The organism is Maribacter corallii, assembly GCF_047345415.1.
In the GTDB taxonomy this organism is placed as follows: Bacteria; Bacteroidota; Bacteroidia; order Flavobacteriales; family Flavobacteriaceae; genus Maribacter_C.
This window is the reverse complement of the sequence record NZ_JBLFEP010000001.1, coordinates 136330-149404: the sequence shown is the minus strand read 5'-3', so window position 1 is coordinate 149404 and position 13075 is coordinate 136330. Positions and strand designations below refer to the sequence as shown.

Here is a 13075-nt window from a genome sequence, read left to right as displayed (position 1 = left end):
GCCAAAAGCACATCGTTTCACCGTTGTTCTAAAAATCCGAGTCGAATCGACGTAATGGGGCAGGCAACTTTGGTTCTGTCGAAGTTAAGAGGGTTCTTAATAAATGACCATCAAAGGAAACTCAATTTCACAACTCACATTAGGTCTGTGTCGCTTGGTATCTCAATCCTCTACTGATAATCTATCAATTATTGATGGATATCGTAACGATAGCCAAGGATATGGCACTTAAAATCACAGGAATCCATTGTTTGACCTCGCGCGAACCGGCTATTCGCCCTTTCGTTGGTTGTACATATATAATATCGTTCGACTGCAGATAGTAATATGGGGAATTGAAGATTTCACTTGTGGTCAAATCGATTTCCCGAATACGCTTTATTCCGTTTTCCTCCCGAATTAAGGTCACATTGTCTCTTCTGCCGTATATGGTGATATCCCCAACTCGTCCTAAAGCCTCTAGTAGGGATATTTTTTCATTGGGAATCGTCAGTACGGCTGGATTCTTGACTTCCCCTAGAATCGATACTTTGTAATTCAGGTATCGGATATCTACGATAGGATTGATCAACAATTTTTCGTCGACCAATTTCTTGGTGATATCATCACGGAGCTCTTTTTTTGAACGTCCTGCTGCTATGATATTCCCCAAAACCGGAAAATTCACATACCCATCTTGATCCACTAAATAACCGGAAAGGTTACTGGTGCCACTCCCGTTGTCCGTCATTTGAGCACCATCTATTGCCTGCTGGTTGAAGAGCGCCGTAGCCTCTGTATTGACGCTGCTAACCGTAATGCTCAATAAATCGTTTTTCTGTATAATGGACTCCAGTTGCTCTACGTTTGTTTTGAAACTCTTACTCGTTACGTTATTAAAGTAGATAGAATTTTTAGGGGTGCCACATGAAGAAAGTAGCACGACACTACATAACGTCAAACCGATGAGGAAACTTTTTTTATTCATAATTTATCAGATAAAGGTGCAGATGATTACCGTGAAATTGATTGATCCAACCTCTTGACTTTTAGGAATCTAGAGCAGTATTTGTTTCTGGTTAATACCAGTAGCTTCAGTTGAAATCACAATAATCGATAGAAGTATAATTTAGTTAGTGAGGGGTAAATGTAGCACAAATCCCTCATACTTAATGAAAAAGACCGTATTTGACACGTATATCCGTTAAGATGCATTTTTCGACTGTTTCTTAACGGAGCGGATGAAAGCAAAAGTGCTTTGAAGAACGATGGACTAAAGCGCTTATCGAGACCCATGTCGATTGTTAAAAGTCTATTTGAAGTTCAAAGAAGTCAATGCGTTTTATTGCGCGAAATCAGATGATTTTTCGATCGACTAGGGCTATGGATAAAACGTTGGCTTTGGTCTTGACCGCTCGTATATGCCTAGGGCTTCACTTCAATATGAATAGCCTGCTGACCGATTGGGTTTTCAGTTTTCGTTCCTCAGCGGTATTCTTGGTGATATCAGCGAATAAATTCAATTTAGCCCTTTATGATGGGTATTTTTGAGACTAGCAATTTAAACACCTAAATAGACCAACTCATAAAATAGTATTACTATTTCTCCGTTCTGCTGAATAGGAGGGAGAATTGAACGACACTGTTTTATGCAAATTATGATTTTATGACAAACATCATGTTTTTGGAGTTTGTAAAATACTAATTTTGTCGTTCTTTAAAGTTGGCGTGTTTTTCAAAAATTCCAACACGATGAAGAATTGCTATAAATAATACACTTGACCATGAGAATTTTTTACTCCTCGCTCTTTAAGTGGGCTATGGTGACTTTTTTTTGTCTATTCTTAAGTCTGGCATTTAATCCAGTAAGTGCCCAAATAGATTTCACCAAAAGTGATCTTGATTTTGCGGGGTTTGGCCCTGCTCCCTTGGTAACCTCCCTGACCTACGGACCCGATGGTCGTCTTTATGTATTGAGTTATCCGGGCGAAGTTTATGTGCTGACCGTTCAGAAGAATGGGGATAATAATTACGTGGTTACCGCAAAAGAAGAAATTACCGCAGTGCAGAGTATACCGAACCATGATGATGATGGAAAACCGTGCAGCGGTACTACGAACGATTGCAATAGTCGGGAAGCAACGGGCTTGGTGGTTGTAGGAACAGCCGCTAATCCAATCCTGTATGTAACTTCAAGTGATTTCCGAATAGGATCCGGCCCAAATGGTGGTTTCGGAGATTTAAACTTAGATACGAATTCGGGAATTATTACCCGCCTCACTTGGAACGGGACTTCATGGGATGCCGTTGATATGGTCAGGGGATTGCCTAGGTCGGAAGAGAACCATGCTACTAATGGTCTTGAATTTACAACTATCGGGGGTATCGACTATTTAATTGTTGCCCAAGGAGGTCACGCCAATGCCGGATCTCCATCAATAAATTTTTCCATGATTTGTGAGTATGCGTTGTCCGCCTCCATCTTATCAGTTGATTTGACTGCATTGGAGGCCATGCCCATACTAGATGACAATGGTCGGGACTATATTTATGACCTTCCTACGCTCGACGATCCTACTCGAGACAATGTGAATGGTATTACCGATCCCAATAATCCTGCATATGACGGAATTGATGTGAATGACCCTTTTGGAGGAAATGACGGCTTGAACCAAGCGATGGTCGTTAGCGGGGGTCCCGTACAAATATTCGCTCCGGGGTTCAGGAATCCTTATGATTTGGTGATTACCGAAAATGGAGCGGTTTATGCCAGTGATAATGGAGCCAATGGTGGTTGGGGAGGATTTCCGATCAATGAAGGAAGCGGAGCCGTGACCAATAACTATGACCCAAACGAAACAGGGGGTAAGGCATCAACCGCCGCAGCGGATGGTGAGTTTGTAAATAATAAGGATCACTTACAATTGATTACTACCAATAAGGACACCTATACTTTTGGGAGTTTTTACGGGGGGCATCCGAACCCTACACGTGCCAATCCGACCGGTGCAGGCCTGTATACGGCTCCAGCACTAATAGGTACTTCCGGAGCTGTTTTTAGAACCCAAACATATGATCCGGATGAATCGACTACAGGTTCCACTGATAACACCGGTTTGGCTTTACCAGCAAACTGGCCACCGGTTCCGACCGCTAATCCGGTCGAAGGTGACTGGCGTGGTCCGGGTGTACCTAATCCTGATGGACCCAATGATGATCCCATTACCACTTGGGAAACGAATACGAATGGTATAGATGAGTATACGGCATCCACTTTTGACGGAGCCATGAAAGGAAATCTGTTGGCCGGTTCAAGTCTCGGTCAACTTCGAAGGGTTGAGCTTAAACCTGATGGTACTCTAGATAATTTCACTCCCGTTTTTGAAGATGGAATAGGGGGAAATGCATTAGGGATTACTTGTAACGGAGATGATGAGATCTTTCCGGGTACCATATGGGCCGGAACATTAAATGGTAAAATTGTGGTCTTTGAACCTCTGGAGCCAGATGGAGTGACTTTTCCGTTCCGGATAAATGCGGGAGGTCCTGAAGTAACACACAACGGAGACCTCTTCCTAACGGATCAGTATTTTGTCGGGGGGATTACATTTAGCAATACCAGCGCGACAGTACCTACCTTATTTGAAACTGAGCGTACCAATTCTCAACCCGCATTTGATTATGAGATTCCCGTTCCTGATGGAAATTATGATGTGGTTTTGCATTTTGCCGAGATTTTTTGGGGGGCTACCGGAGGTGGAGCAGGAGGAGCCGGTTCTCGAATTTTTGATGTAAGCATCGAAGGTAATCTTATACTGGATGATTATGATATTATAGCTGACGTGGGTTCGGAAACTCCAGTGGCAAAAACCTTTAACATAACCGTTACGGATGGAAATCTTGATTTGAATTTTTCTGCTTTGGCAGCAAACGGAGGAGTGGATCAAGCCAAGGTTTCGGCCATAGAAATTTTGGCTAATAATATAGGGCCCACCGCTGTGGCAAGCGCTACACCGCTCAACGGGGATATACCGTTGGAGGTGGCCTTTACTGGGGATACTTCTACCGATGACGTGGCGGTGGTCAATTATTTATGGGATTTCAAAGATGGTTCTCCAACTTCGAATACGACCAATCCAACGCATACCTTTACAGTGGCAGGAACCTATGATGTAGAATTGACAGTTGAAGATGCAGGCGGATTCTCCGATACCACAACAATTTCCATTACTGCAAGTACACCGGGAAATCAGGCTCCAGTCGCAATAGCTACGGCAAGCCCGGAGAATGGTGCCCTACCCTTGCAAGTAAGTTTTACCGGTGATGGTTCAACCGATGATGTCGCCGTTGTGAGCTACCTTTGGGATTTCAAAGACGGTTCAACTGTCGTGACCGAGCCGAATCCGACACATACGTTTACAACAGCGGGTACCTATCAAGTAGAACTTACCGTTGAAGATGGCGAGGGGTTGACCAATTCGACAACAGTAACAATCGTAGCCGGTAATGAAGCACCTGTTGCCATTATCAATGCGACGCCCGAAAATGGAAATGCTCCTCTTGAAGTGATTTTTGATGCTGCGAGTTCGACCGATGATGTGGCAGTCGAAAGCTATCTGTGGGATTTTGGCGATGGCTCACCGACCTCGACCGAAACAGCACCGACACATACTTTCGTGACCGCAGGAACATATGTGGTGTCCTTGACCGTAGCGGATGGAGAAGGGCTTAGCAACACGCAGACCGTAACCATCGTTGTTGGCGAGGCGGGTAAGAGTGACGTGGTGGGGATGCTTTTAGTAAACCCGGCGGACAAGGTCGCCCAAGTACGAATCATTGACAAAGGCCCCGGCGTGAGTAAGGTGGCAAAAATATATGTGCACGATAGCGCAGGACGACTGGTCGCGACACATAAGGGGGGAGATATCGTAGCAAGTGGATTGTATGAGGTTCCGATTGCGGGTCTTAATTCCGACGAAATCTATTATTTAGGCTTTGAAATGGCTAGTGGTGATCGAATCACCATAAACCTTGTTGTGAACCATTAATCGATAAAATGGAACAATACATCTATAAAGATGAAGTGCTCGTACTAGCTATAAGGTACCTTTGCAAGTAAAAAGCTATAACAGTATATGATGGAAAAGAAACATCTTTTAAAAGCAACTTTGGTTTTTGTGGTTGCCATCTTGTGTGCAGCCCTTTATTCCTGTGATTCAGATGATCCACAAGCTTTCGAGGATTATGATATTGATACCGATGGTGATGGAATTTTCGATAGTCAGGAGGTTTTGGATGGCACCGATAGAAATGACCCTTGTGATCCTCCGCATGATTTTGGATATACTGCGTATGATGCATTGAACCTTCTGTGGCTGAGTGGGGATTGCGACAGTGATGGAATGAATAATGGAGACGAACTTTCTCAAGATAGTAATCCGTATGGAGATCCTGTAGAACGTTTTCTGGCCATTCCTGAGTTTTTGCCAAATCTTTCGGAACTGAAACTATTTAAAGGTGCCCTGGCCGATTTTGAATATGGTGACAATACCTACGAGTATAGTATGAGTACGCCGCTTTTTACCGATTATGCCCATAAATTGAGGGTTGTGGCAATTCCTGATGGAGAGCAATTGACCTATTCAGGTGGAGGTATGCTCGGGTTTCCTGACAATACCATTATGGCTAAAACATTTTACTATCTCAATGATGAAAGAGACCCATCCCTTGGAAAGAAGATTATTGAGACCAGGGTCTTGATTAAGAAAGAAGGCGTGTGGCTGGTTCGAAATTACTTTTGGAATGAAGATCAGACCGACGCCGTTTTAGACGATGATATTCACCAACTTGAAGTTAATTGGATTGATGACGCCGGCGCTGGGAGGTCTGTAGATTATGTGGTGCCATCAAACACGATGTGTATACAATGCCATAATAACGAAGGCGAGATCAAGCCTATTGGACCCAAAGCCCGCGTACTTAATTTTGAGCACAAGGGCCAGAACATATTACAGTTTTTCATGGATAACGAGCTATTAACGGGTGCACCCGACATTTCCCAAATTCCAGTACTGCCAGACTGGTCAGATGAGACCTTATCTTTAGAAGAGCGGGCAAGAGCCTATCTAGATGTGAATTGTGCGCATTGCCATCAAACAGGAGGCTCTTACAATCAAGATTTTGGTGATAGTTTTCAATTCACCTATGAAACACCGTTCGAGGAAAGCAATATATTTGAAAAACGGATTCAAATCAAAGACCGTATGAACACTCAAATCTCAGGGTATTTTATGCCGCTGATCGGTACGAGCTTGAAACATGATGAAGGTATTGCGCTGATCAATGCCTATGTAGACTCTTTGGAAGAATAAAAAGGTAAATAATATAACATTTGCATATACTAAGGTCTGGGCAATTGCTCGGACCTTTTTTTGATATGTCGAATTAAAGTGCTGAGTTTTTTAGTGTAGTATTCATCGGCTTTCTCATATCTGTCTCTGCGGGTAGTTGGTTCGGAGATAATCGGAGACTTCATATTTCCGGATTGATTGTTGCGTATTCGATGTTCGCGATACTTAATTTTCTTGTAGCTGATTGAACTGAACCACTTGAAAATCAGGAGTCGCTTCGAATAGCTCATCTAAAATCCATTTGTGGGCCCCGCCATAGATGATCAGTAAGTTCTCATTAGTTGTTACGAGGTTTTTAGCATTCGCAAACAGACGGATATTTCTTCGATACCATCGGGCAACAACATCAGCTCCGAGGTATGGCCCCTCGTAACCAACATTTACAAGTCCGGTAGTCCAAAGTTGTTTTTGTCTTTTTGAATGTTTCTTTGAATTTATCATTTTTAGATACGCATTGACGCTGAGATGCCTTTGAATCGTATCCATAAATGTGTTCAATCTTTTGTTTTCGATGTCATAAGTGCTCCATAACCTTAAGTGGCCTAGACTATCGGCATACGTTTCCCAATCATCAATTGCATTGATGTATTCCGGAAAAGGAGGGTTGTTGTCAATACAATAGACTTTAGTGTGACCAAGTCTCTTGGCAAGTCTAAAACCTATTTGAAAGGTTTCATGTTTTTCCAAACTATAATTTCCATTGAGGTACTGCGTATACAAAGAGTCCATCGTTTTTTGATGGGTCGGTTTCCATTCCACGGCAATCTTATCGGGCCTAAAGGTGCTTAGTAGATCGACAATAGCACCTAGTTCTTTTTGATTTGCGTCTTTGGAGATATCTATATGCTCCTTGGCGACGACGTCGCTTCCATCTCTTGATCGATCGAAATGAAAGGTGCCAAACGTTAGCACCTGATGTTGGGCGGTACTGTCGATGGTGGGGTAGGCCGCTAGTATTTTTTGAAAATCGCTCTGGGCGTTTTGAAGGGTTTTTTCCTTCTTTTTAGGAACGCATGATGCTATTAGAAACAAAATGAATAAAGCTAGGGGGCTTTTCATAGGTACGGTTTTAAAAATGAAAGCACAGTATATCCCTATAGACGAAAGAAGAGTATCAAAAGTTGCCTGACTATTTTATTTTTGAGTCATGAAACCCGGCTCTTTTCCAATTCCCGTTTTTATTTACCCAAACATTGGTGATTCGATATTCGTTTATTCGTAATTCCTCTTTTTCCCGAGTCGATACCACAACTTTTCCGGTGACTATGGCCGTCTTTCCGAAGTATTGAATTTCAACGTCATCCATCTTGTAATCAATGACTGCGAGATTTCCCGAAACGATGTCCGCTTCTCTTTTGCTCATATAATTGAGCCAATCGGCCTTTCCAATGGCTTTCGAAGTACTGTTGGTATGCGTATAGTTTTCGGTTATCATGGATGAAAGAGAGGCAACATTTCCATTGCGAAAAGCGGTGTTGAATTGTGCAATCACATCTAATAAATTTTGTTCGGCCGGTTCTGTTTCTTTGTTGGAAACCTTCACATCTTGACAGCTTAAAAAATAACAAGCGCTACCGAGTATGAGGCATGTTTTAAAAAAATTCATTTGTCTGTGTTGATTTTAAGAGAGGGCTTGATAAGGCGTTTTTTAATGTTTTTCGATGCAGCTAGGTTAATTCTTAGCGGAATCCTGAACTGCAAAAATCTTTAATAAAGCTAAACATTTCTCGCTAATCCTTATAAATTCCCGGCCCTATATTGTATTGAGATGGCTGTTAAAAACAACTTTTTTAAAACAAGGGGAAGTATAATCGGTAGAGATAAAGGTCCTTCGGAATTTTCAAAATCCTTTTATATATTAATAGTGTTAATGTATATTATAATATATATAAATAATATTTTATGAATTATTAATGGTAGTTTTAAGGAATAATGAAATAGTGTATCCTTGGACATCAGTCCGTTTTCATAAGGGAAGAAAAGCTTACCGCCTGCATAAAGTGACTTGAAGTAGTAGGACTTGGCGATATAATTAGGTCGTCATAAGGATGGGAAGTCCTAAAAAAACACAGTCGAAGGTTTAGCCGAGGATTACGCTTTAATAGTATAAAACCGACCACGTATTGAAAATCCTTTTTAAAGTATAGTTGTATACCAAGACATGTACGAACATAAAACAAAACAAGATGAAAAAGGAATTTTTAGTTTTAGGGGCAATTCTTCTGCTATCCACTAGCTGTGTAGTTATACGGCCCGGAGAGGCGGGGGTCAAACGAACACTAGGGAAGTTTTCAGATGAGGTAATTACTCAAGGTACGGTATCGTATAACCCCTTGATAAGTAAAGTACTCAAGGAGTCTACACAAACCAATAACATCAAACTTATGTTGAGTTTGCCTAGTAAAGAAGGGTTAAGTGTGAATTCTGAAATTTCCATTCTCTACCGTTTGGAGCAAAACAAAATCCCCTCTGTTCTGGAAAATTTAGGACAGGGCTATGAATCCATAATTACCAGTGTATTCAGATCGGCATCTTCCGATGTTTGTGCGAAGTTCTATGCAAAGGATATGCACTCCGGCATGCGGGCAAAGATAGAAGAGGAAATCAAGATTAAAATGGAGGAGAACCTAAGTAAACAGGCCGATGGTATTGAACTCATTGCTGTTTTGATGAAGAGTATTCAGTTGCCCAGCGGTTTGGCAAATTCCATAGAACGCAAATTACAGGCCGAGCAAGACGCGATGCGAATGGAGTTTATTCTACAACAGGCCAAATTAGAGGCTGATCGAAAGATTATAGAAGCGGAGGGCGAACGAGATGCACAACAAATACTATCAGAAGGATTGACCGATAAGTTGATACAGATTAGAAGCATCGAAGCCTTTCGAGAGCTTTCACGTTCCCAGAACAGCAAAGTCATTATTACCGACGGTAAAACGCCCTTATTGATAGAACCTAGTATAAAATAGGGAATACATGGTAACGATTAAATAGAAGTTGGATAATGATTGCGCCTTGAGTTGAGGTAGGTGCTCCTCTAGGAAACCTCGATGGAACGGTTTTTTCTGGTAGTTGGAGCATGCTATCGGCTATAGTCAAGGTGCTTGGCCGTTAGTAAAAAAATAAAACCGAACCATACATACGATGAAACAAATGTGTAACCAGATCAAGCTCGTTGAGGGCGAATTCGGTCCGGGCGATTCTGCCGATGTGCTGTTATCGCTTATCGCAGATAAAATCAAGTTCCACAACCTTCAAAAACTGCTCATAAACGACGCGGATGACCTTAGATTGATGAGAGCCGAGCATAGAATTGGCGAACTGAAAGAGGCAAGAAAATCGGTAATCGAATCAATTATAAAGGCTCGTGATGACGGATATTCCTTAAAAATAGAGGCTACGGTCAATATCGAATATGTAAAAAAATGAGAATGGTGATACGTGCGTTTGCCACAGTTTAAAATGAGGCAGACAGTGACTGATTATTGATAGTCTTCGCGGTAAATTAAAAAGCCAAGATCTTAAATCTTGGCTTTTTCTGTACTCGAGGCGGGACTTGAACCCGCACGGCCTAATGGCCATTGGATTTTAAGTCCAACGTGTCTACCAATTCCACCACTCGAGCGAACCTGCCGTAGGACACGGCATAAAATAAAAAACTCCACTTGTGCCGGCTGATCGTAGCCGAAGCCGAGCGGAGTCGAAATGGAGCGAAAAACGGGATTCGAACCCGCGACCTCCACCTTGGCAAGGTGGCGCTCTACCAACTGAGCTATTTTCGCAAGATAAAGAACTTCACATCCTGTTGATGCGTAATCGTCTGCCATTAGGCAGGTGCAAATTTAATACAATTCTATAAAAGGCAAAGAAAATTTTAACGAAATACGACAAAGCATTTAGTTGTAGAAACGGGAATCTTCATCACGACGTCGCTTTCTTGTTCTTGGTGAGCAAACGCTTGATTTCATTGAGTTTCATCAATGCCTCTACCGGAGTGAGGGTATTGATATCCAAATGGGTGATTTCTTCTTTGATTTCTTCGAGTAATGGGTCGTCCAAATTGAAGAAACTAAGCTGCATCTCGTTTTGAACGGATTGTAGTTTATCGGTCAGTTCTTCACTGGAATGTGATTTTTCCAGTTTCTTTAGGATCTTATTCGCCTTATGAATGACCTGCTGTGGCATGCCCGCCATTTTGGCCACGTGAATACCGAAGCTATGTTCACTTCCGCCCGGAGTTAATTTTCGAAGAAAAAGTACGGTGTCTTTCAACTCCTTGACCGAGACATTGTAGTTCTTGATCCGTTCGAAAGTGCTGCTCATTTCGTTTAACTCATGATAATGCGTTGCGAATAAGGTCTTGGCACGTGCAGGATGTTCGTGCAGGTATTCCGAAATCGCCCAAGCGATAGATATGCCATCATAGGTGCTCGTGCCTCTGCCTATTTCATCAAGTAATACCAAGCTACGCTCGGAAAGGTTGTTCAAAATCGAAGCCGTTTCGTTCATTTCGACCATAAAGGTCGATTCGCCCATAGAGATATTATCACTGGCGCCGACGCGTGTGAATATTTTATCGACATAGCCGATCTTCGCAGATTCCGCGGGCACGAAACTTCCCATTTGGGCCATGAGCACGATTAGGGCGGTTTGTCGCAATATGGCGGACTTACCACTCATATTGGGCCCAGTAATCATAATGATCTGTTGATGATCTCGGTTTAAGACCACGTCATTGGCGATGTATTCCTCGCCGAGCGGCAGTTGCTTTTCGATAACCGGGTGCCGTCCATTGCGTATGTCGATTTCAGTTGAATCGTTCATCTCGGGCGCAACATAGGCATGGTCCTTTGCCAATTGGGTAAAGCCACACAGGCAATCGAGTTGGGCGATGAGATGGGCATTGTGCTGAACAGGTGTGATGTATTCTTGCATCCACAGTACCAATTGCGCGAACAGCTGTTGTTCCAAACTTTGAATACGTTCTTCGGCTCCTAAAATCTTGGCTTCGTACTCCTTGAGCTCCTCCGTGATATAGCGTTCTGCGCTAACCAAGGTCTGTTTGCGGATCCACTCTTCAGGTACTTTGTCTTTGTGGGTGTTCCGTACCTCGATATAATACCCGAAAACATTGTTCGAAGCTATTTTCAAAGATGTGATTCCGGTGCGTTCGGTTTCTCGCGCTAACATTTTGTTGAGGTAATCCTTACCTGAAAAAGCCAGTTGCCGTAGTTCGTCCAGCTCCTCGGAATACCCATCGGCAATGGTCTTCCCTTTAGAAATCTGAACGGGGGCCTCTTCGCTAAGCATTTCCTTTACCCTGGCGCGGAGCAGGTCACAGCTATGCAGCCGATCTGAAATCAACTGTAAGGCCTCACATTCCGAATGCCCGTTCAGACTTTTTATCGGTACGATGGCCTCTAGGGAATTTTTTAACTGAACGACTTCTTTCGGATTGATTTTGCCCGTTGCCGTTTTTGAAATCAGACGTTCGAGGTCGCCGATTTGCTTGATATGATGTTGAAGTTTTTGCTGTAAGGTCTCATCTGAAATCAAATGGGAAATGATTTCATGACGCCTATTGATCTTTTCGATATTCTTTAAGGGCAGCGCAAGCCATCTTTTCAACAGGCGACCACCCATAGGCGAAATGGTCTTATCGATAACATCCAATAAGGTTACCGCGTTTTGCTGGGTCGACTGGTAGAGCTCTAGATTTCTTATGGTGAAGCGATCCATCCAAATATGTTCTTCTTCCGCAATACGCTGCAGCACATTGATGTGTTGTAATCGCTTGTGTTGGGTTTCGGATAAGTAGTGCAAAACGACTCCTGATGCGACAATGCCACACTTCAAGTGGTCGACTCCGAAACCTTTTAGCGTTTTTGTCTTGAAATGGGCGTTCAAGGTCTCTTGGGCATAGTCTTCTTGAAATACCCAATCTTCCATAAAGAAGGTGTGAAAAGCACTTCCGAAAGACGTTAGAAATTCTTTTTTGTGCGCTTTGGATACCAATACCTCGTTAGGTGCGAAGTTTTGGAGCAGCTTATCCACCTGTTCTTCGCCTCCCTCTGCCGTTAGGAATTCACCTGTGGAAATATCAACGAATGAAATACCGACCGATTTACGACCGAAATGAACGGCACAGAGAAAATTATTGGTTTTGGCATGAAGTATATCATCATTCATGGCTACCCCGGGAGTGACCAGTTCGGTGACGCCCCGCTTGACAATGGTCTTCGTCATTTTCGGGTCTTCCAGTTGATCACAGATCGCGACCCGTTGCCCAGCCTTGACCAGTTTGGGCAAATAAGTATTCAACGAATGGTGCGGAAAACCTGCTAATTCTGTACGGTCACCGCCGTTGTTCCGGTGCGTTAATATAATGCCCAGAATTTTGGAGGCCTTAATGGCATCCTCTCCAAAGGTCTCATAAAAATCACCGACACGAAACAACAATAACGCATCAGGATATTTGGTCTTGATGGTATTATACTGCTGCATTAAAGGGGTTACCTTCTTTTTCTGAGTCTTGGCCAAGGCTTGTTTTTTAAAGAATTCCGTTACCGAATGTAACTGCAACGAATGTAGTATTTTTGCCAATTAAACTCCATGGTTGTTGATATTTTGGGGATAACTTTTAAGTCTATTAGAGGAAGAAGTTGCGGTGTGAGAGCTTATTTAGG

Annotated in this window: 9 protein-coding genes and 2 tRNA genes; 5 read left to right on the top strand and 6 right to left on the bottom strand. The window is 42.8% G+C overall.

The genetic code is table 11. From position 1 onward, the window contains the following. Nucleotides 1-184 precede the first annotated feature (184 nt). Complete coding sequence (locus tag ACKWCA_RS00715) at nucleotides 185-967, bottom strand: polysaccharide biosynthesis/export family protein (RefSeq protein ID WP_413976214.1); 783 nt, start codon at nucleotides 965-967, stop codon at nucleotides 185-187. A gap of 395 nt (nucleotides 968-1362) precedes the next feature. Between ACKWCA_RS00715 and ACKWCA_RS00710 the strand changes: the two genes are divergently transcribed. The 3 genes from ACKWCA_RS00710 (at nucleotide 1363) to ACKWCA_RS00700 (ending at nucleotide 6350) form a co-directional block, all read left to right on the top strand. After that, nucleotides 1363-1530, top strand: coding sequence for a hypothetical protein (locus ACKWCA_RS00710; protein ID WP_413976213.1), 168 nt, complete (start codon nucleotides 1363-1365; stop codon nucleotides 1528-1530). Between the two features lie 233 nt (nucleotides 1531-1763). After that, nucleotides 1764-5027, top strand: a complete 3264-nt coding sequence (locus tag ACKWCA_RS00705; protein ID WP_413976212.1) for a PKD domain-containing protein — start codon at nucleotides 1764-1766, stop codon at nucleotides 5025-5027. Between the two features lie 87 nt (nucleotides 5028-5114). Then, nucleotides 5115-6350, top strand: coding sequence for a hypothetical protein (locus ACKWCA_RS00700; RefSeq protein ID WP_413976211.1), 1236 nt, complete (start codon nucleotides 5115-5117; stop codon nucleotides 6348-6350). Nucleotides 6351-6554: 204 nt separating this feature from the next. Here ACKWCA_RS00700 and ACKWCA_RS00695 read toward each other — a convergent pair whose 3' ends face one another. Both ACKWCA_RS00695 and ACKWCA_RS00690 read right to left on the bottom strand, forming a co-directional pair. After that, the gene (locus tag ACKWCA_RS00695) at nucleotides 6555-7448 is read right to left on the bottom strand and encodes a DUF5694 domain-containing protein (RefSeq protein WP_413976210.1); all 894 of its coding nucleotides are present in this window, start codon (nucleotides 7446-7448) and stop codon (nucleotides 6555-6557) included. A gap of 70 nt (nucleotides 7449-7518) precedes the next feature. Then, nucleotides 7519-7995, bottom strand: a complete 477-nt coding sequence (locus ACKWCA_RS00690; protein WP_413976209.1) for a nuclear transport factor 2 family protein — start codon at nucleotides 7993-7995, stop codon at nucleotides 7519-7521. 580 nt (nucleotides 7996-8575) lie between these two features. On the opposite strand from ACKWCA_RS00690, the gene ACKWCA_RS00685 reads away from it, so the two are divergent. Both ACKWCA_RS00685 and ACKWCA_RS00680 read left to right on the top strand, forming a co-directional pair. Next, nucleotides 8576-9358 carry a prohibitin family protein gene (locus ACKWCA_RS00685; protein ID WP_413976208.1) on the top strand — a complete coding sequence of 261 codons (783 nt, stop codon included), beginning with the start codon at nucleotides 8576-8578 and terminating at the stop codon, nucleotides 9356-9358. A 175-nt stretch (nucleotides 9359-9533) separates the two neighbouring features. After that, nucleotides 9534-9818: a hypothetical protein gene (locus tag ACKWCA_RS00680; protein WP_413976207.1), complete on the top strand. Its 285-nt coding sequence runs from the start codon at nucleotides 9534-9536 to the stop codon at nucleotides 9816-9818. A 112-nt stretch (nucleotides 9819-9930) separates the two neighbouring features. Here ACKWCA_RS00680 and ACKWCA_RS00675 read toward each other — a convergent pair. From ACKWCA_RS00675 to mutS, 3 genes are all read right to left on the bottom strand, one after another. Next, a tRNA-Leu gene (locus ACKWCA_RS00675) sits at nucleotides 9931-10014 on the bottom strand. A gap of 81 nt (nucleotides 10015-10095) precedes the next feature. Beyond that, nucleotides 10096-10171: transfer RNA gene (locus ACKWCA_RS00670), tRNA-Gly, on the bottom strand. Nucleotides 10172-10310: 139 nt separating this feature from the next. Then, complete coding sequence (gene mutS / locus ACKWCA_RS00665; protein ID WP_413977103.1) at nucleotides 10311-12929, bottom strand: DNA mismatch repair protein MutS; 2619 nt, start codon at nucleotides 12927-12929, stop codon at nucleotides 10311-10313. Between the last annotated feature and the right edge of the window lie 146 nt (nucleotides 12930-13075).

What these genes read in the sequence shown, in the direction of transcription:
- ACKWCA_RS00680 (WP_413976207.1), top strand. Translation starts at nt 9,534, where the DNA reads ATGAAACAAATGTGTAACCAGATCAAGCTCGTTGAGGGCGAATTCGGT.
- ACKWCA_RS00715 (WP_413976214.1), bottom strand. Translation starts at nt 967, where the DNA reads ATGAATAAAAAAAGTTTCCTCATCGGTTTGACGTTATGTAGTGTCGTG.
- ACKWCA_RS00695 (WP_413976210.1), bottom strand. Translation starts at nt 7,448, where the DNA reads ATGAAAAGCCCCCTAGCTTTATTCATTTTGTTTCTAATAGCATCATGC.
- ACKWCA_RS00705 (WP_413976212.1), top strand. Translation starts at nt 1,764, where the DNA reads ATGAGAATTTTTTACTCCTCGCTCTTTAAGTGGGCTATGGTGACTTTT.
- ACKWCA_RS00690 (WP_413976209.1), bottom strand. Translation starts at nt 7,995, where the DNA reads ATGAATTTTTTTAAAACATGCCTCATACTCGGTAGCGCTTGTTATTTT.
- ACKWCA_RS00700 (WP_413976211.1), top strand. Translation starts at nt 5,115, where the DNA reads ATGATGGAAAAGAAACATCTTTTAAAAGCAACTTTGGTTTTTGTGGTT.
- ACKWCA_RS00685 (WP_413976208.1), top strand. Translation starts at nt 8,576, where the DNA reads ATGAAAAAGGAATTTTTAGTTTTAGGGGCAATTCTTCTGCTATCCACT.
- ACKWCA_RS00710 (WP_413976213.1), top strand. Translation starts at nt 1,363, where the DNA reads ATGGATAAAACGTTGGCTTTGGTCTTGACCGCTCGTATATGCCTAGGG.